The 18,172-nt window shown below is 61.4% G+C and carries 16 protein-coding genes; 10 read left to right on the top strand and 6 right to left on the bottom strand.

The window, feature by feature from the left end; translation table 11 throughout:
* Positions 1–59: 59 nt before the first annotated feature.
* On the top strand, positions 60–2,699 hold the full coding sequence (locus JQ635_RS26120) for a type I secretion system permease/ATPase (RefSeq protein ID WP_211412651.1): 2,640 nt from the start codon (positions 60–62) through the stop codon (positions 2,697–2,699).
* Positions 2,686–4,110, top strand: coding sequence for an HlyD family type I secretion periplasmic adaptor subunit (locus tag JQ635_RS26115; protein ID WP_211412650.1), 1,425 nt, complete (start codon positions 2,686–2,688; stop codon positions 4,108–4,110). The genes JQ635_RS26120 and JQ635_RS26115 overlap by 14 nt, the downstream gene beginning before the upstream one ends.
* A gap of 209 nt (positions 4,111–4,319) precedes the next feature.
* Here JQ635_RS26115 and JQ635_RS26110 read toward each other — a convergent pair whose 3' ends face one another.
* A complete protein-coding gene (locus JQ635_RS26110) occupies positions 4,320–5,057 on the bottom strand; it encodes a LuxR C-terminal-related transcriptional regulator (protein WP_246583772.1) in 738 nt (245 codons plus the stop codon).
* A 797-nt stretch (positions 5,058–5,854) separates the two neighbouring features.
* Between JQ635_RS26110 and JQ635_RS26105 the strand changes: the two genes are divergently transcribed.
* Positions 5,855–6,502: a response regulator transcription factor gene (locus JQ635_RS26105; RefSeq protein ID WP_211412648.1), complete on the top strand. Its 648-nt coding sequence runs from the start codon at positions 5,855–5,857 to the stop codon at positions 6,500–6,502.
* Positions 6,503–7,012: 510 nt separating this feature from the next.
* Entirely contained in the window at positions 7,013–7,267 is a 255-nt protein-coding gene (locus JQ635_RS26100) for a hypothetical protein (RefSeq protein WP_211412647.1), read from the top strand.
* A 108-nt stretch (positions 7,268–7,375) separates the two neighbouring features.
* On the opposite strand, the gene JQ635_RS26095 is transcribed toward JQ635_RS26100, so the two are convergent.
* From JQ635_RS26095 to JQ635_RS26075, 5 genes are read right to left on the bottom strand one after another with little or no spacing between them, the layout of a single operon-like run.
* Positions 7,376–8,101, bottom strand: a complete 726-nt coding sequence (locus JQ635_RS26095; RefSeq protein ID WP_211412646.1) for an SDR family NAD(P)-dependent oxidoreductase — start codon at positions 8,099–8,101, stop codon at positions 7,376–7,378.
* Positions 8,094–9,482, bottom strand: a complete 1,389-nt coding sequence (locus JQ635_RS26090; RefSeq protein ID WP_211412645.1) for a class I adenylate-forming enzyme family protein — start codon at positions 9,480–9,482, stop codon at positions 8,094–8,096. Before JQ635_RS26090 ends, JQ635_RS26095 begins: the two co-directional genes overlap by 8 nt.
* Positions 9,469–9,714: an acyl carrier protein gene (locus JQ635_RS26085; protein ID WP_211412644.1), complete on the bottom strand. Its 246-nt coding sequence runs from the start codon at positions 9,712–9,714 to the stop codon at positions 9,469–9,471. The genes JQ635_RS26090 and JQ635_RS26085 overlap by 14 nt, the downstream gene beginning before the upstream one ends.
* Positions 9,715–9,749: 35 nt before the next feature.
* Entirely contained in the window at positions 9,750–11,660 is a 1,911-nt protein-coding gene (locus JQ635_RS26080; RefSeq protein WP_246583771.1) for a long-chain-acyl-CoA synthetase, read from the bottom strand.
* The gene (locus tag JQ635_RS26075; RefSeq protein WP_211412792.1) at positions 11,657–11,926 is read right to left on the bottom strand and encodes a phosphopantetheine-binding protein; all 270 of its coding nucleotides are present in this window, start codon (positions 11,924–11,926) and stop codon (positions 11,657–11,659) included. Before JQ635_RS26075 ends, JQ635_RS26080 begins: the two co-directional genes overlap by 4 nt.
* A gap of 233 nt (positions 11,927–12,159) precedes the next feature.
* Here JQ635_RS26075 and JQ635_RS26070 point away from each other — a divergent pair, with 233 nt between their 5' ends.
* The 6 genes from JQ635_RS26070 to JQ635_RS39050 form a co-directional block, all read left to right on the top strand.
* The gene (locus JQ635_RS26070; protein WP_211412643.1) at positions 12,160–13,386 is read left to right on the top strand and encodes an acyl-CoA dehydrogenase family protein; all 1,227 of its coding nucleotides are present in this window, start codon (positions 12,160–12,162) and stop codon (positions 13,384–13,386) included.
* A gap of 24 nt (positions 13,387–13,410) precedes the next feature.
* Complete coding sequence (locus tag JQ635_RS26065; protein WP_211412642.1) at positions 13,411–14,415, top strand: amino acid--[acyl-carrier-protein] ligase; 1,005 nt, start codon at positions 13,411–13,413, stop codon at positions 14,413–14,415.
* 32 nt (positions 14,416–14,447) lie between these two features.
* On the top strand, positions 14,448–15,749 hold the full coding sequence (locus JQ635_RS26060) for an O-acetylhomoserine aminocarboxypropyltransferase/cysteine synthase family protein (protein WP_211412641.1): 1,302 nt from the start codon (positions 14,448–14,450) through the stop codon (positions 15,747–15,749).
* Positions 15,746–16,879: a homoserine O-succinyltransferase MetA gene (metA, locus tag JQ635_RS26055; RefSeq protein ID WP_211412640.1), complete on the top strand. Its 1,134-nt coding sequence runs from the start codon at positions 15,746–15,748 to the stop codon at positions 16,877–16,879. Before JQ635_RS26060 ends, metA begins: the two co-directional genes overlap by 4 nt.
* Before the next feature lie 18 nt (positions 16,880–16,897).
* Entirely contained in the window at positions 16,898–17,758 is an 861-nt protein-coding gene (locus JQ635_RS26050) for an acyl-CoA acyltransferase (protein ID WP_211412639.1), read from the top strand.
* 330 nt (positions 17,759–18,088) lie between these two features.
* Positions 18,089–18,172 (top strand): GDP-mannose 4,6-dehydratase (locus tag JQ635_RS39050; RefSeq protein WP_246583786.1); only part of this gene is annotated, 84 nt, incomplete at its 3' end.

The following is an 18,172-nucleotide window of genomic DNA, read 5'->3' as shown; positions in this document are numbered from 1 at the left end:
TGGAATGCATGAGAAGGAACATCATACGCGGCCGGTAGCCGCGAAGGGTTGAGTATTAGATGGCGATCCAGAATGGAAATGCCCATGCCGGAGACCTCGGGCTTAGATCCCTGGCTCTGTTCCTGCGCCTTCATGGCGTGAACGCCGAGCCCGACCAGCTCCGCGACCGTTGCGGAGACAGCGCAATCGGCATCCGTGCGATGCTTCTCTGCGCCCGCGATTTCGGACTGAAGGTCGCTTCGCGCACGACACATTGGAAACAGCTCGCAGGCATTAGCCTTCCCGGAATCGCAGGGCTGCGAGATGGCGGATTCCTGCTGCTAGGGAAGGTCGAAGAAGACGCCGCGCTTGTTCTGCATCCGACCGCGACACAGCCGAAGTTGATGCCGCGCGCCGAATTCGAGGAGATCTGGGACGGTCGCTTGATACTGTCCGGATCTCAAAGCCTCGCCGATCGGGCGCATCATGCATTTGCCGGTCTGATTGCGCGTGGACGCGATCTGGCTAACCGTGCCGGTGGCGCTCTTGGGCGTGCGTATCGTCGCGATAAGCCGATCCAGGGGCCAGGCCCCGAGCCGGCGGATGGTGATGAATCGGGCTTGATTGCAATGGCGATATTGCTGCGTTGCCATGGCATCGCGGCCGACCCGGAGCAAATTCGCCATCGCATGGGCACGTCGCGCGTCGGTGTGACCGAAATCTTGCGCGGCACCAGGGAGTTCGGCCTGAAGGCCCGGGCACAACGGTCGAGCTGGAACAGGCTCGCCGTCACGCCGTTGCCGGCAATTGCGGCGCTGCGCGACGGCAGCTTCCTGATCCTTGGCAAGGTCGCCGAGGACCGGCTCCTTGTTCAGCGTCCATTGTCGTCCCGACCCGAAGCGATGACGCAGGCCGAACTCGAGGCCATCTGGGATGGCGACATCATCCTGATGACCCGACGGGCGGCCCTCACGGATCTCTCCAGGCGATTCGATATCGGCTGGTTTCTCGGCGCGGTCCACAAGTATCGCCGCCTTCTCGGCGAAGTTCTGATCGCGTCGTTCTTTCTTCAGGTCTTTGCCCTCGTAGCCCCGCTGTTCTTTCAAGTCGTCATCGACAAGGTGCTGGTGCATCGAAGCATCAGCACGCTCGACGTCCTGGTCGCGGGCCTCGTCGCGCTGACCTTGTTCGAGGCAGTTCTCGGCACGTTGCGCGTCCATTTGTTCGCGCACACGACGAACCGCATCGACGTCGAGCTCGGCGCACGGCTGTTTCGTCACCTGATGGCGCTGCCCATCGCATATTTTCAGACGCGCCGCGTTGGCGACTCGGTTGCTCGCGTTCGCGAGCTGGAGAACATCCGTCAGTTCCTGACGAGTTCGGCGCTCACGCTTGTCGTCGATCTCCTGTTCACCGTCGTCTTCCTTGCGGTGATGTTCTACTATTCGACACCGCTGACGCTGATCGTTCTGGCTTCATTCCCGCTCTACATTGGAATCTCCGCCGGCGCCGCGCCGCTGTTCCGCCGGCGCCTCGATGAGAAGTTCAATCGTGGATCGGAGAACCAGGCCTTCCTGGTCGAGAGCGTCACGGGCGTTGAGACACTGAAGTCGATGGCGGTCGAGCCGCAGATGCAGCGCCGCTGGGAGGAGCAACTTGCCGGCTACGTAGGGGCGAGTTTCCGCGTACTCAGCTTGAACAACACGGCGAGCCAGGCGGTCCAGATGATCAACAAGCTGGTCACGGCCGCAACGCTCTACTTCGGCGCCAGGTTCGTGATCGGCGGCGACCTGAGCGTCGGTGAACTGGTTGCGTTCAACATGCTGGCGGCGCGAGTGAGCATGCCGGTGCTTAGGCTCGCGCAGATCTGGCAGGACTTCCATCAGGCCCGACTGTCAGTCGATCGTCTCGGCGATATTCTCAACACCATTCCGGAGCCAAGCTTCAGTTCGGTCCGCGCCGGGCTGCCGCCGATCCGCGGCAAGGTCGTGTTCGAGCACACGACCTTCCGCTACCGCGCCGACGGCCCCGAGGTGCTGCACGATGTGTCCTTCGCCGTCGAACCCGGTCAGGTCATCGGTATCGTCGGCTCTTCGGGCTCGGGCAAGAGCACCATCGGCAAGCTGATCCAGCGGCTCTACGTGCCGGAGAGCGGTCGCGTGCTGGTCGACGGCGTTGACCTCGCGACGGTCGACCTGACCTGGCTTCGACGCCAGATCGGTGTGGTTTTGCAGGAGAACGTGCTTTTCAATCGCTCGATACGGGAGAACATTGCGCTCGCCGACCCGGCGATGCCCATGGAGCGCGTCATCGATGCGGCCTTACTCGCCGGCGCTCACGACTTCATCCTGGAGCTGCCGGAGGGCTACGATACTATCGTGGGCGAACGCGGCAGCAGCCTGTCCGGCGGGCAGCGCCAGCGTATTGCGATCGCTCGCGCACTCATTACCAACCCCCGCATCCTTATTCTCGACGAGGCTACCAGCGCGCTTGACTACGAAAGCGAGCGCGCCATTCAACAGAACATGAAACGGATTGCCGCGGGCCGGACTGTGTTCGTCATCGCTCATCGGCTCTCGACAGTGCGCAATGCGAACCGGATCATCACACTTGAGCACGGCCGCATCGTCGAGGACGGCAGCCATGATGAGCTGATCAGCTCGAACGGACGCTATGCAAATCTCCACTACCTGCAGGCCGGTATCCATGACGTCCGCTAACCGGAATATCGTTCCGTTTCCGAGAGCCGAAGTTCGGCGGCGCGAGCATGAGATTGCGTTTCTGCCTGCGGCGCTTGAGATCACCGAATCGCCGCCGTCCCCGATCGGTCGCGCGATCGGGGCGAGCATCATCGCGGTGTTTTGCGTCGCGCTGTTGTGGGCATCCCTTGGCAGCGTCGATATCGTCGCTACCGCGACAGGCAAGATCGTGCCGGGTGGCCGTACCAAGCTGATCCAGCCGTTCGAGACGGGCGTTGTCCGCGCAATCCACGTACGCGACGGACAGAGCGTCAAGGCCGGCGACGTTCTGATTGAGCTTGATCCAACGATGACGGAAGCCGATCAGGAGCGCCAGAGAAGCGATCTCGTTGCCGCCGAACTCGACGTCGCGCGGCTGCGCGCGGCGCTCACTGACGATCCGCTTGCCGCCTTCCGACCGCCGCAGGGCGCAAACGCTGCCGAGATCGACATGCACCGCCAGTTTCTCAGCAGCCAGCGCGCCGAACAGAGCGCCAAGCTCGCGGAGATCGAGCGCCAGCAAGGTCAGAAGGAAGCGGAGCGGGCGACCACATCGGCGAGCGTGGCGAAGCTCCAGGCGACGATACCTGTGCTCCAGGAGCGGGTCGACATTCGCAAGAACCTGGTCGACAAGGCCCTGGCCTCGAAGGTTGTCTATCTCTCCGAGTATCAAGAACTGGTCGGCCTTCAACAGGATCTGGTCCTCCAGCAAAGTCGGCTCCGTGAAGCCGACGCCGCGATCGCCTTGCTGAAGGAAACGAAAGAGAGGACTGCCGCGGAGTATCGTCGTACCACCTATGACGCACTTGCGAAGGCCGAGCAGAAGGCGGCAAGCGCTACGCAGGAAGTGGTCAAGGCGGAGCGGCGCACGAAGCTTCAGCATCTGACCGCGCCGGTCGACGGCACGGTGCAACAGCTCGCCGTTCACACGGTGGGAGGCGTGGTGACGCCGGCGCAGACCCTGGCCATCGTGGTTCCGACCGAGAGTCAGCTCGAGATCGAGGCCATGCTCTCCAATCGCGATATTGGATTCGTTCATCCCGGACAGAAGGCGGAGATCAAGATCGATACGTTCAACTTCACGCGTTATGGGCTGCTGTCTGGAGATGTGCTCAGCGTGTCGACGGATGCTATCACGCGCGATAGGCAGGGTGGATCGAACGAACGCGCGTCGGGGACTGTGCAAGGCAGCAGCGAGCCGAAAGGCCAGGAGCTGGAATATGCGGCGCGCATTTCACTCGATCGCACGCACATGCAGGTGGAGGATAAGCTCGTCAAACTCGGCCCGGGAATGGCGGTGACGGTGGAAATCAAGACCGGTGCGCGCAGGATTATCAGCTATCTTCTCTCGCCTCTGGCGAAATACAGGCAGGAGGCGCTGCGGGAGCGTTAAGTAGGGCGCTAGTTATCGCAGCGCCGGTTGCTCGACGTGGTTACTGGGAGAACGTCGGCGCTGCCCGCTTGCTGATCACGCGAAGGCGGCAGGAAAGGTGTCCTGCCGGGATGCCTGTCGTGAAATCGACGCAAAATGCCGTAGCTTGCCCCCGCAATGGGAGCATTCCGATGATTGGAGTCGTCTCGTCTCCGCAGTCCCTTGGACGACTACTTGTACAACCGTACTGCCGCGCCGGTCCCTCGATCCATGCCCTTGACGAGCCGGCCGTCGATAGGCGTTGCCGCGGCATGACCAGATTGGTGGTCCAAGGGGGCCGTCTGATTGAGATGATCCGTCTCGGAGATCATCTTGAGAGGCGTCACTGCACCTGCACCTGCATCGGCGGCTGTCGGCGCGTGGTTGTTTGACGCTCGCACCTGCGATCCATGGTTCATTCCCCAGATAGCTGCCTGCGTCCGGTTCTGAACCCGTATCTTTCGTAAGATCGCTTTGACGTGGACCTTCACAGTGGCTTCGGCGATATCGATCTTTCGAGCAATGCCCTTGTTGGAATCGCCTTCAATGAGGCAAGATAGAATTGCGCTTTCGCGCGGAGAGAGCTGTGGCGAGATCGCGTCCTCTGGAGCAACGAGGATCGCGTGTTCATTTTGGTCGCATCGCGTGGGTTCGCGTTCACGATTCCCGTCAAGAGCGAACCACAGGAATGCGGGCGGGAAGACGGTCTCGCCCATAGTCACGAGTTCGACCGACTTGATGAATGCGTCGCACGAATTGACGTTGACGAAGTAGCCATTAGCGCCTGCGCGAAATGCGGAGGCAAGCTCGACCGGCCGATAATTGTCCGACACGATTGCAATGGGCGCGTCGGGATAGCGATCTTTCAAATATCCGATCTGCGCTATCTCGAGGCCAAAATCATCGCCGGTGTTGATGATGAGAAACATCAGTTGCCCAGCTTGAAGGGAGCTTGGCAACTCCTCAGGGCTCGAAGCAGATAAGGCAATGCGAAAATTTGCCTTATGCAATATTCTGGCAATACCTTCTCGGATTAAAACGTTCTTTCCAAGAAGTACCATTCCGTAAATTTGACGCCTCCTCATTTTTTTATCCTCCGGCCGACGCACTGACACAACAAAAACCAACTCAATGTAATCTCGCGACGGGCGAACAGGCCTTGCTAGTGGTCGTCTTCGCCCTGTTTGCACACTTTTGAACTAGTGAATCTTCGTTACTCCGAACGCCTGCGCAGCGTCGTCCGGAAAGCGATATCCCTCCATGTTGTTAAAGCCTTTAGGAATGTTAGATGCGAATTGGCGATAGCCCTATATATCCTTCGTTATAGGCCGTGCAGGCGCCGTGGTGCCCCCAGTCCGGCTCGCAAAGCTGCTCTTTTTCCGCAGTCTCTGCGTGAACGACAAGAATATGTTTATTCAAGGTGGAAAACGGTCGGGCTTCGGCCGCCAATGCCGCCTCCGTGTGAACCCGGTATGCGACCGAATTTCGCAGCGCTCTGGCCGCCAGCAGTGTAGTCTAACGGGCGTTACGGACATCGGAAGCGCAAGTTGCCGCGTGAGCGTCGGAGAGCGAGCAGAGCGGGGTGTCAAGCCAATCCAATTTTGCGCTGCGGCATGGACATCGGTCGTATTAGAAAGAATTTCGAAGGATCTGCGCTGCGCTTTGGGAAATAGCAGCGCGTTAACGGCGTTAAAGTTTTTGGGGGCGTCAGGCTGAGGAGCGCCCAATGCGACGTATTAGTATAGTCATTGCAGACCGGCATCCGATCGTCCTGCAGGGACTGAGTGACGTGCTCAGTACCGCGGCAGACTTCAACATCATTGCATCTTGTAGCGACACTGCAAGCTGCATCCAGGCGATTCGTAACTTGGCGCCCGACATCGCGATTGTTGATCCCGCGATGCCCGAGCTCGCCGCGCTGATGGTTCTGTCCGTCAATTCAGAAAATCGTTCGACGCATTTGGTGTTTTTCGCCTCGAGTGAAGATTGCGAATTGCTTTTGGATGCAACCCCCTTTGCCTACAGCATCGTCCTGAAGGATACGGAGCCGGAGGCGCTGGTGCAGTCCTTGCGGCACATCGCCAATGGCCGAAGTCTGCTGCCGATGATGCCATCCGATTCGATCCAATCGCAGGAACAGGGCGCGAACTCGGACAAGACGATGACGCCTCTGACAGACCGCGAGCGTCAGATCATGCGTCTGGTATCCGAAGGATTGTCGAATAAGGAAATCGGGAGACGGCTGACCATTTCCGTCGGCACCATCAAAGTGCACCTTCACAACATTTTTCAAAAGCTTGAAATCAGCAATCGGACGCTGCTCGCGGCAATAGCTATCGCGCGACATGATCGTCCGACAGGTGGAGAGCGCTAAGAGGATCGTCGCGGTCCGCCGATTCCGGTCACGCCTCCGACTGCAATGAGCAGGCGCCCCCAACCTATGCGCGGTCCGACCCGAAAAAATCTCGCGAGCGCGCCCGAAGCCCGCTTTCGTGGCCGAAGGCGAAGCCTCCGTCGCGTGCGCGATGGGCCTCCGATATCGGCGGCCACTGCGCCCATCGCAAGCTGAATGGGGTAATCCGTCAGGACCGTCAGTTCATCCGGAATGGCAGCCAATGCAAGGAGAGAGAGGGCTATTCATTCATCATCTGCGGCTCTGGGTCGATCGTAATGGTCCGCTGTCAGGTAAAGCGTCGTCACGGGCTATGCGAACGGCTCGAGATAGCATCGCAGAGATATGCCGACTGGAACTCGGCAACTGCGGAGCGGCGGCCCTGGCCTTCCTTCCTGCCCCCCCAGTGGTCAGGGCCGTTCTCCCTGCGGGCCTTGCCGGCAGGACGATAACTCTGTGGTTCAGATGAAGGCCAGTATGGGGCGCAGCTAGATGTCCCTCGAGTTTCACCGTGCCGTCGAGGACATGGAAATCTGGAGCGCGACCGGCGACGGCTTTTCGTTTGTCATCACGTATGAGAGCCCAGCTGGCGCCGGTTTTCATGGACGCGCGGGTTATGTGGCGTCATGGCGCCCGCTCTATGGGGGGAACGGCGCGATCAAGATCGGTGGTTCGGCATTCGTAACTCTTGCGGAAGCGGAGAACGCCTGCAACACGATGCTTGGACATCTGACGGGGTGTCACTGAGTTGAATCGCGCAACCGGCATCAGGCGAGCGGATGGTTCCAGTCTGCGAGGACGGGCTGCCAACTTGACGCGGGCCCAACGCGACGTTGCCGTAAATATATCGAGCCGTCAGGCAGTATTCCCGGCGTCGACTGTTACCACGGTGCCGGTGATATTCCGGCCCCCTTCACCGAGTAGATATTCGACCACGGAAGCAACGTCATCAACTTCGGGCAGGTGGCGCAATGCGGTGCGGCGAGCGATGCGCCGACGGTCTTCGTCGTCCAAGGACGCTGTCAATTCCGTATCGATGAAACCGGGCGCGATCGCGTTCACGGTGATGCCGACCCGGCCGACTTCCCGGGCCAGCGAGCGGGTGAAGCCGGCGACCGCGGCCTTGGACGCGGCATACACGGACAGTCCGCTGTAGCCGGTCGAGGCGACGATCGAGGAAATGTTGACGATACGCCCTGCGCCGTCGGCCATCATATGGCGCGCCACGTACTTGGTCAGGATGATCGGCGACAGGACGTTGAGGCGAATGAGGGTCTCGATGTCGGAATTGTGCATCGTGGCCAGCACGCCCATGGTGCCGATCCCGGCATTGTTGACGAGGCCAAAGATCGCGCCGAATTCGTCGCGCACTGATCTTGCCAAGGCCGGGATCGCATCGATCAGCGCGAGGTCGCAGGAGCGGAAATGCAGGCGTCCTTCCGCTTCTCGGACGGCAGTTGCAAGCTGCTCGCCCTCGTGGCGCGCCAGCGCGATCACGTTGTAGTCTCTGGATGCGGCGAGCCTGCGCGCAATGGCCAGGCCGATACCGCGGCTGCCGCCGGTGACGACGACGTTACGCATCGGTGCGCGCCAGTTTTCCCGCTGCCGTGACCTCGAGCCGCTCGACGAAACGGATCACCGCGGGAACCTTCCATGCTGCCAGGCTGTCCTTGCATTGACTGAGTATCTCTGAGCGAATGGTCTCGTGGCGCTTCTCATCGATGCCGCCCGTGAGGATGACATCGGCAACCACTATGGCGCCCGTGATCGGGCTCCTGCGCGATCGCGCGCGCGACATTTGAACGCAGGCGTGACGGTTGATCACGGCCTCCACCTCTTCCGGATGCACCTTCAACCCGCCGATATTGATAATGCCACCTCGTCGGCCGACGAAATGGTATCGTTCGCCACGCAGCTCGACGATATCGCCGGTGTCGACGAAGCCCTCCGCGTCGGCGAGCGGCGGCGCATCGGCGCCGACATAGGCGCGTGCAGTACGCTTGGAGCGGATCCGCAACGAGCCTTCGACGACCTTCATCTCTACGCCGTCCCGATTTCGCCCGATCAGGTGAGCAGGAAACCCCTCGCGCCCGTCGTCGACGCTAAACCCGACTCCGGCTTCGGTTGAAGCATAGGCATGACCGATCGACGCGTGCGGAAATGCCTGGGCCAGGCCGTCGAGCACTGCCTGGTCAGCGATCTCGCCGGATAAGCGGATATAGCGCGGCGAAAAGTCGGCGGCCGCGCCGCTCATCAGGAGCTTGCGCCAGTGCGACGGTGTGCCGGAGATGTGGGTGACGCCGCCCGCCTGCAGCCGCGCCACATGAGCCGCGATGGTTTCCCCGGGCTCGGATAACACCATCGATCCACCGCCGATCACGGCTCGCAGGAGGATTTGCAGGCCGCCATAGCGGCGGATATCGTAGAACGTCGCCCAGGTTGCGTCACTGTGACGCGTAGGCCCCTCGGCAATGATTGCGCCGGCGAGCCCATCGAGGGTGTGTCGGACGATCTTCGGCAGCCCCGACGTTCCCGAGGTGAGCATCAACCATTCGGTCGCATGGTCGGTCGTCCGTTCCGCAATCCTTCGTTCCGGCAGGTCGATGCCGATAACAGTGCATCTTCCAGCGGCGCAGTGTCCGGATATCGGTTGATCGGTGATGATGGTGTCGATCCCGGCTTGCTCGACCAGAACCTGCAAGCGTTCCCAACCGAAATCGGGCGGGCATAGAAGCAAGCGGCGTGCGACGCCGTCGAGCTCGATCATTGCAAGCGCGGAGAACAGCTGCCTCGACGTCGCGATCAGTACCGAGCGGCCGGACAACTCGCTGCATCTGCCAGCCAGGCAGCTGCGCTCGATCATGTCGGCCAGCGATACACTGTGCCGGGCATCGGAAATCGTGCGATCCTTCCGTCCCTCGCCGAGGTAGTGGCGCAGCGCGATGGTGTCAGGCGGGGACATTCTCATAGGCTCTGACAAGCTCACCGAGGGTAGATGGGAAGGTCGCGTCCTCGGCGATAGTGAAGGGATCGATACCGAGCTCGTCCTCCAGCCGCGCAACCAGGATGGCGAAGGCCAGTGAATCGAACCCGGTTTCGTTCAGAGATAGATCATCCTGCAACGGTGGAAGCGTGACCTTCTGTTCTTCGGCGATCTGCTTCATCGCAGAGAAAATCTTGGTTCTGACCGACATGATCGACTCCTCCCATTTTGGCTTCCGGGCCCATGTTAGAGCCTGATTGTGCCCTCGATGATGCGCGCGTAGACAGCCCGGTCGATCGAACGATAGCGACCGGTCGCCGGATCGCGCACGAACAGGGGATCCTCCACGACCGAAGGATCGAAGCCCTCGCGGATCAATTGCTGCTTCTTCTTCCTGAAGGTGTCGGTCGTATCCAGCGCCAGGCACAACCTGACGAAAGCCGGGATTGCGTAGCGCGGCAAGCGATACGAAAGGTGTTCATTGAACAGTCCGAAATCGAAATCTTGGTCCACCACCAGAGCTACCATGCCGGCGCGGCCGTCGGTCCCGGACACCGCAACTCCATAGGTCGAGGCGTCGAGGACGCCGGGGCAGTCCGCGACTGCGTCGTTCACTTCGCTGGTCGCGACGTTCTCGCCCTTCCAGCGAAAGGTGTCGCCGACGCGGTCGATGAAGTGGAAGTAGCCCTGCGCGTCGCGCATCATCAGATCTCCACTGCGGAACCAGGCATCACCCACTTCGAAGGCGTCGCGTAGAATCTTCGTCTTGGTCTCGGCGGGATCAGTGTAACCCTCGAAAGGGCGGCCGTCTGAATTGGCCTCGCCGATACGTGCGACGGCCTCGCCGGTCTCGCCGGGGGCGCAGGCGATGCATAGCCCCGCCTCGTTACGGAATGGGATGCCGCTGTCGGCATCGATTCTGACGATCGAGGTCGGAAAGCGATGCGCCAGAACCGGCGGTATCCGGCCGATCGCGCCCGGCTTTCCGTCCACGTTGAACAGGGAAAAATTGCCTTCGGTTGCGGCGTAGAATTCGAGGATCTGCGGAATTGCGAACCGGCTCGCGAACATCTCCCAGATGTCGCGGCGCAACCCATTCCCGACAGCCAGCCGCAGCCGGTGCCGCGTCTCCTGTTCAGATACCGGCGCCCTCAGCAAATAGCGGCAGAGCTCGCCAATATACTGGAAGACGGTACAGTCGAAGCGCTCGATGTCGTCCCAGAAGCGGCCGGCGGAAAATTTCTCCGCTATCGCGACCGAACCGCCCGCGCAGAGCATGCTGCAGGGAGCTGCGACGCCACCCACGGAGTGATGGAGCGGCAGGCAATCGTAGAGACGATCGTCGGTGGACGCGTCCGTCAGTCCTGCAAACCAGCCCCCCCAGGCGAGAACGCGGCGATGACTGACGTTTGCCGCCTTCGGCAGGCCGGTGGTGCCCGAGGTGTAGATGAGGAGGGCGCGTTCATCGATCGTGACGTCGCTACGTTCGGCGGAAGACAGTGGTCGAGGCTCGAAGGCGGTGAGCGCCGCATCCAGATCGTCGCGCCGATCGCCGGTGCCAAGGCTCCAGCATCGCGGCACGCGGTGCAGGTGGGGACGGGCGCTCTCGAAGGCGTCCACGCAATCGGCAGCGAGGATGAGGTGATCGGCATGAGCGACATCGATACAGTGGGCGAGCGACCGGCCGACCAGCCTGGTGTTGATCAGCGCCACCGTTCCGCCGACGCTGCTGATCCCGAGCCAGCAGGCGAGGTAGTCCGGCCGGTTCGGTGCCAGCAGGCAGACCGTGCGGCCGGCATGAAGGCCAAGGTGCCGAGCCCAACGCGCATACCGGTTGATCCGATCGGCGAGTTCGCCGTAGGTGAAGGATTGGCCATCCGAGAGCAAGGCGGGTCGCCCGGGCTGACGTTGTGCCCAATCCTCGACGATGTCGGCGAACAGACGATGCGGCTGGGCTTCGAGCCGTGCGGTCAGTGCGATGGCTTGCAACCAGGTCTTGGCGGCGGAGCGCCGTGGAGCGTCGCGTGTGGACGCGCGCTCGATCACGGCCTTGTCTATAAACTGATCATGCGGCCGGGCTGAACCGGTATCCTCGCGCACACGCTCGATGCGGCTTGCTTGGCTCTCGAAGCACAACCTTTGTTCAACTGGCTTCATCCCGACCCGGATCCGAGCTGGTTGAGGATCATCCGCTCCATCGCCTTCACCGATTGGAAGTTTTCGGGTGTGATCTCGAGTTGGGGAAGGATGAGATCGAACTCGGCTTCGACCTTGAGCATCAACTCGACCATGCCCATCGAGCTCAGCCCAATGTCCACGAGTCGCGACTCCGGGTGGACGTCAGCGATGATTGCGTTCTGCTGGAGGACGCTCCTGACGACCGATAGGACGCGGTTCTGAACGTTGACGGCAAAGTCGTGCATTTCAGCCGGTCTCCTGCCGTGGCCAAGCGTGATCACATGGAGGACGACGATACCCAACTGTACCTTCGGCCAATAGCTCTGCTTCGGAGGTACCTCGCCCGGGAGCGGAAGCTTCCTGATACCCACTTCTGCGCCAAGGACGTGGCGGGGGAAGTGGGCTAGTTATCGAAATTCGTCTCGACCCGGCTTGCATCGTTCAATCATGACAACCATGAAGCGGGAGGCTCTGGCCCATGACCGTGCAGGAAGTTCAATTCCGCAACAGCGCCACTGAAATCGGTCGAATTGCCTTCTCTCCCGACGACTCCTCGTTCCAACAGCGAACGGCAAATGTCGCGGAGATCGCTGCGGCGGAGGCAGAAGCGGTCGATCGCGAGGCGCGCTTCCCGCGGAAGGCGATCGACGCTGCGCGGAAGGAAAGACTTCTGGGAGCTCAGATTCCGATCGAGTTCGGCGGGGAGGGGGCGTCGATCTCCGAGGTCGCCGATATGTGCTACGCGCTCGGCCGCGCCTGCGCTTCGGTCGGGATGATCTTCGCGATGCATCAGACCAAGGTCGCATGCCTGGTTCGCCACGGGGCGGGCAGTGGGTGGCACGAAAGTCTCATGCGACGCGTGGCTGCCGAGCAGCTGCTGCTGGCATCGTCGACCACGGAAGGCCAGAACGGCGGAAACATACGTTTCAGCACCGCCGCTGTGGAGCACGCAGGCACCGAGATTTCGCTGGTGCGCGATGCGACGGTGATTTCGTACGGCGCCGAGGCGGACGGTATCATCACCGTCGCCCGCCGCTCCGAATCTTCTGCCGGATCCGATCAAGTGCTGCTGGCCATCACCCGTGATGATTATACGCTCGAGCGCACTTTGGGGTGGGAGACCCTCGGCATGCGCGGGACCTGCAGTGCGGGTTTCAAGCTGGATTTCAAGGGGACTGCGGACCAGATATTCCCGGTGGCATACGAAAAGATCCATGCGCAGACGATGACGCCCGTCGCTCATCTGTGCTGGTCTTCGGTCTGGGCGGGAATCGCGGCGGCGGCGGTGGACCGGGCGCAGCTCTTCGTCCGCAAGGCCGCTCGCGGGTCGGGCGGCAATACGCCTCCTGCCGCGGCGCACTTCACTGCCGCCAGGATGACCCTGACGAAACTGCGCGCCGTCATTGCGGCAAGTCTGCAGTTCTATGAAGCCCGTGGACGAGACGTGCGCGCGCTGTCGTCCGTGGACTTCCAGTCCTCGATCAATCTTCTCAAGGTGGAGACTTCCGAGCTTGCGGTTGCGAGCGTCATGCACGCGATGCGCACCTGCGGTCTATCCGGTTACCGCAACGACACCGACGTAAGCATCGGCCGCCACCTGCGGGACGTGCTTTCCGCTCCGATCATGATCAACAACGATCGTATCCTCGCCAGCATCGGGCCGGCGACGCTCATGAGCACGGTTCCAGACTCTCTGTGCGATTGATTTTCTTCTGAAAGGAATGGCCTGATGAACTTCGCCATTGTTGGAGCACCGGCGGTCTCCACGCCACCTCAAGCCGATCCGTTGGACCATCTCGCCGATGTGCTGTTCCACGAGATGGGCTCCCCCGGCGTCTATGGCCGCACCGCGCTCTACGAAGACGTCGTGGAGCGGATTGCCGCAGTGATCTCGCGGAATCGCGAGCCGAACACCGAGGTGATGCGTTTTCCGCCCGTCATGAATCGCGCCCAGCTCGAGAGGTCGGGTTACCTGAAGAGCTTTCCCAATCTCCTCGGCTGCGTCTGCGGGTTGCACGGCATGGAAAGCGAGATTGACGCGGCGGTCAGCCGCTTCGATGCCGGCGGCGACTGGACCACGTCGCTATCGCCCGCCGATCTCGTTCTGTCGCCGGCCGCCTGCTATCCGGTCTATCCGATCGCGGCGAGCCGAGGGCCCGTGCCGGCCGGCGGCTGGACCTTCGACGTGGCCGCCGACTGCTTCCGCCGCGAACCTTCGCGCCATCTCGACCGGCTGCAGTCCTTCCGAATGCGGGAATTCGTCTGCATCGGTAGTGCGGATCACGTCTCGGCGTTCCGGGAGCGTTGGATCGTACGTGCGCAGAAGATTGCCCGCGATCTCGGGCTGACCTTCAGGGTCGATCATGCCAACGACCCGTTCTTCGGTCGGGTCGGCCAGATGATGGCGGTATGTCAGAAGCAGCAGTCGCTGAAGTTCGAGCTGCTGGTGCCGCTGCGCTCCGAGGAGCAACCGACCGCCTGCATGAGCTTCAACTACCACCGGGATCATTTCGGCACGACCTGGGGCATCGTCGATGCAGCCTCCGAGCCGGCCCACACTGCCTGCGTGGCTTTCGGAATGGATCGTCTGGCGGTCGCCATGTTCCATACCCACGGCAAGGACGTCGACCGGTGGCCGACCGCAGTGCGCGAGCTGCTGGACTTCGCGCCGACCAACGGCCGAGCACCTTCAGCAGGTGAGGAGGTCAGATGCGCCAAGGAAGTCGGGAGCTAGCCCGGGGCCGGAGAGCCGAAGGGCCAGCTACCATGAGAAGAGAAACTGTCGCCGTCCATGGCGGCTTTGAAGACGATCCGGCAACGAAGGCCGTTGCCGTGCCAATCTACCAGACGGCCTCCTATGCATTCGATAGCGCCGATCATGGAGCGGCGCTCTTCAACCTCGAAGTCGACGGCTTCCGTTATACCCGGATCGGCAATCCAACCAACGCCGTGCTGGAGAAGCGCGTCGCCGCTCTCGAAGGAGGCATCGAGGCACTCAGCGTTGCCTGTGGGCAGGCCGCGGTGAACTATGCGGTCGTCAACATCGCGGAGATGGGCTCCAATATCGTCTCGGTTCCGCAGCTCTACGGCACCACACATACGCTGTTCGCGCACATCTTGCCGAGGCAGGGCATTGAGGTCCGCTTTTCGGAAGACGACCGGCCGGATAGCATCGAACGGCTGATCGACGACGACACGCGGGCAGTGTTCTGTGAGAGCGTCGGAAATCCGGCCGGAAACGTCTGCGACATCCAGGCGATGGCCGAGGTCGCGCACCGGCACGGCGTTCCCCTGATCGTCGACAACACCGTGCCGACACCGATCCTGCTCAGGCCGATCGAATACGGCGCTGACATCGTTGTGGAGTCGCTGACGAAATTCATGGGCGGGCATGGCACGACGCTCGGTGGAATTGTCATCGACAGCGGCAGGTTCCCCTGGACGGAGCATCGTCGGCGCTTTCCGATGATGAACGAACCGGAGAGATCGTATCACGGCCTGGTCTTCACCGAACGTTACGGCGCCGCTGCCTACATCGCGCGTTGCCGCGCCGTTTCCCAGAGAACCACGGGTGCCGTGCTGGCGCCGATGAACGCTTTCCTGCTGCTCCAGGGCATCGAGACCGTCGCGCTTCGGATCGAGCGGCACGTCGAGAATGGCGCAAAGGTCGCGCAATTCTTGCGCAATGATCTCCGTGTCGGCTGGGTCAATTACGCGGGCTTTCACGACAGCCCCTATTTCGCGCTGACGCAGAAGTATCTGGATGGTCGAGCGTGTTCACTGCTGACTTTTGGTGTCGCCGGAGGTTTCGAGGCGGGCAAGCGGTTCTACGACAGGCTGAAGCTCTGCAAGCGGCTGGTCAACATAGGCGATGCGAAAACGCTCGCCTGCCACCCCGCATCGACAACGCACCGGCAAATGTCCGTCGAAGAACAGGAGAAGGCCGGCGTGCGGCCCGAGATGATCAGGCTGAGCGTCGGAATCGAGCACATCGACGACATCCTCGCGGATCTCGATCAGGCGCTCTGCGCCGCGGATGTTTCGTCAAACGTGAAGGCATTCGGATGACTGTCTTGATCGATATAGATTCCAACGAGCACCACCTCTTCTCCAGGGCAGCGAGCGGCGCCTGTGCGACGACGTCGCCGGGAAACCGGGGAGAGTGTCTCGACATCGGGCTCATCAACAACATGTCGGATGCCGCCCTGATGTCGACCGAGCGCCAGCTGTTCGACCTGCTCGATGCGGCTGCCGGACGACTTTGCGTCAGGCTGCACTTCTATACGATGGAGGCGACGCCACGTTCGGAATGGGGGCGCGATTACGTGCGTCGATACTACCGTGGCATCGGCGATCTCTTGAGCAGGAGCCTGGATGGAGTGATCGTCACGGGCGCCGAACCCAGGGCCCCGAGCCTCACGGAAGAGCCATATTGGACCACCTTCACCGAGATCGCCGATTGGGCGACCGAGAACACCGTGTCGTCGGTGTATTCCTGCCTAGCTGTCCATGGGGCCGTCCTGCACCTCGACGGCGTTGCCCGCCACAAGCTGCCTGCCAAATGCTTCGGTGTCTTCGCTCAAACGAAGACGAGACATCATCCCTTGATGCAGGATGTGCCGAGGACCTTCCGGATACCGCACGCCCGTTGGAATGAGGTGCAGGAGGAGGATCTCTCGGACTGCGGATACTCGGTTCTCACCTGGTCGGCGGAGGCCGGCGTCGACTGCTTCGTCAAGCAGCAGAAGAAGAGCCTTTTTGTCCATTTCCAGGGCCACCCGGAATACGAGACCCAGAGCCTGCTGGGTGAATATCGAAGGGATATGGGGCGTTTCCTCCGAGGGGAGAACGAAGTCTGTCCGACGATACCGAAAGGCTATTTGAACGAGGGCGCGGAAAAGATGCTGATCGCTTTCCGACAGAAAGCCCTTTCCGACAGAACCCCGGAGCTGTTTGCCGATTTCCCGGCCGATCAGCTGGCGATGGACCTGAGCAACGTCTGGCGTCTTCCGGCCCAGCGGATATACCGTAACTGGTTGCGCTACATTGTGTCGCAGCGACGCTCACATTCTGTACGAGACGCAGCTTTCGCTGCAGCCGGAATTCCGGCACGCCGCCACGGACGCAAGTTGGTTGCCGCTCGGTCCGCTCGCATGGCGCGCGCGCCAAACCCGGGTATCACGAGACGGCTCGGATAGAACGAGTGAGAGTAGATTATGATCGGGTGCCGTGAGATAGGAACAGCCGATCTCGACGCTGTCGCCGATCTTCTGACAAAGGGCTTTCCAATACGCGCGCGCAATTACTGGATCGACGGACTCAGGCGCTTGTCTGCGCGCGAGACGCCCGACAGCTTCCCGCGCTTTGGCTATATGCTCGAGCATGACCAGGTGCCCGTCGGCGCTCTGCTGCTGATCCACACGGCAAGGAACGATGGCGGAAGAACCTCCATCCGCTGCAATCTCTCCAGCTGGTATGTGGAGCCCGCCTTTCGTAGCTACGCCCCCATGCTGACCAAGATCGCGCAGCGCCACAAGGACGTCACCTACGTGAATATCAGTCCAGCGCAATGGACTTGGCAAGTCATTGAAGCGCAAGGATTCCGCTGCTATTGCGGCGGCTTGTTCTTCTCCTTTCCGGCAATATCTCGTCCGGTAAGGGCAATGCAGGTGGAGGTCGTCGGGCAGCGCGTGCAGGGGATCGAAGGGTTACCCGCGGCTGACGTCGCGCTGCTTGCGCGTCACGCAGCCTACGGCTGCCTCTGTTTGGTGTGTCGTACCGGCGATGGCCGCGCTTTTCCGTTTGTACTGCAGCCGATGCGGGTCCGTCGCATCAGGCTGCCGGTGATGCAACTGATCTATTGCGCCGATCTAGCCGACTACGTCGTTTGCGCCGGCGCTATAGGTCGCTTTCTGGTTCGACGCGGCTGGATGTCGATTGCTTTCGATGCCAATGGCCCGGTGACGGGCCTTGTCGGCATCTACAGGGAGCCGAGCGGCCGGAAGTATTTCAAGGGTCCGCATTGCCCCCGGCTTGCCGACCTGTCCGACTCCGAGCTGGTGATCTACGGGCCGTGACTTCGTCCCAGGACTGTTCCTGCCAAGGCCGGCGTCGCTGCCAACAGACAGTCAACTCGAACATCATTCCGACAAGAGCAAATTCTGTAGCGATCTCAACAAGAAAACGGGCTGTGAATTGTCGGAATGCCTGTTGGGAGCGCAACAGAAATTTGCAGACTTCCAAGCTGAATACGAGGGGTCGATTCCCTTCACCCGCTCCAAATTTCCGTTGTGTCCCATATGTGTTGACCGCGGCGGCCGTTCTGTCAGAGAAGGGCGTCATATCGACTGCTGCCACGAACGCGCGGACGGCCCGCGTCGCGTGGTGACCGGGAGCTAGGGGCATATATGGCTGAGCGGATCGCTCTCATCACCGGCGTGACCGGCCAGGACGGCGCCTATCTCGCCGAATATCTGCTGTCGCTCGGCTAT

This window comes from Bradyrhizobium iriomotense (genome assembly GCF_018130765.1).
GTDB lineage: Bacteria > Pseudomonadota > Alphaproteobacteria > Rhizobiales > Xanthobacteraceae > Bradyrhizobium > Bradyrhizobium iriomotense_A.
The sequence above is the reverse complement of the archived record's forward strand: the minus strand, read 5'-3'. Positions and strand labels throughout refer to the sequence as shown.

Excerpts from the sequence above, each read along its gene's own strand:
- JQ635_RS26120 (WP_211412651.1), top strand. The coding sequence starts at position 60 with ATGGCGATCCAGAATGGAAATGCCCATGCCGGAGACCTCGGGCTTAGA.
- JQ635_RS26115 (WP_211412650.1), top strand. The coding sequence starts at position 2,686 with ATGACGTCCGCTAACCGGAATATCGTTCCGTTTCCGAGAGCCGAAGTT.
- JQ635_RS26110 (WP_246583772.1), bottom strand. The coding sequence starts at position 5,057 with ATGTTTCTCATCATCAACACCGGCGATGATTTTGGCCTCGAGATAGCG.
- JQ635_RS26105 (WP_211412648.1), top strand. The coding sequence starts at position 5,855 with ATGCGACGTATTAGTATAGTCATTGCAGACCGGCATCCGATCGTCCTG.
- JQ635_RS26100 (WP_211412647.1), top strand. The coding sequence starts at position 7,013 with ATGTCCCTCGAGTTTCACCGTGCCGTCGAGGACATGGAAATCTGGAGC.
- JQ635_RS26095 (WP_211412646.1), bottom strand. The coding sequence starts at position 8,101 with ATGCGTAACGTCGTCGTCACCGGCGGCAGCCGCGGTATCGGCCTGGCC.
- JQ635_RS26090 (WP_211412645.1), bottom strand. The coding sequence starts at position 9,482 with ATGTCCCCGCCTGACACCATCGCGCTGCGCCACTACCTCGGCGAGGGA.
- JQ635_RS26085 (WP_211412644.1), bottom strand. The coding sequence starts at position 9,714 with ATGTCGGTCAGAACCAAGATTTTCTCTGCGATGAAGCAGATCGCCGAA.
- JQ635_RS26080 (WP_246583771.1), bottom strand. The coding sequence starts at position 11,660 with ATGAAGCCAGTTGAACAAAGGTTGTGCTTCGAGAGCCAAGCAAGCCGC.
- JQ635_RS26075 (WP_211412792.1), bottom strand. The coding sequence starts at position 11,926 with ATGCACGACTTTGCCGTCAACGTTCAGAACCGCGTCCTATCGGTCGTC.
- JQ635_RS26070 (WP_211412643.1), top strand. The coding sequence starts at position 12,160 with ATGACCGTGCAGGAAGTTCAATTCCGCAACAGCGCCACTGAAATCGGT.
- JQ635_RS26065 (WP_211412642.1), top strand. The coding sequence starts at position 13,411 with ATGAACTTCGCCATTGTTGGAGCACCGGCGGTCTCCACGCCACCTCAA.
- JQ635_RS26060 (WP_211412641.1), top strand. The coding sequence starts at position 14,448 with ATGAGAAGAGAAACTGTCGCCGTCCATGGCGGCTTTGAAGACGATCCG.
- metA (WP_211412640.1), top strand. The coding sequence starts at position 15,746 with ATGACTGTCTTGATCGATATAGATTCCAACGAGCACCACCTCTTCTCC.
- JQ635_RS26050 (WP_211412639.1), top strand. The coding sequence starts at position 16,898 with ATGATCGGGTGCCGTGAGATAGGAACAGCCGATCTCGACGCTGTCGCC.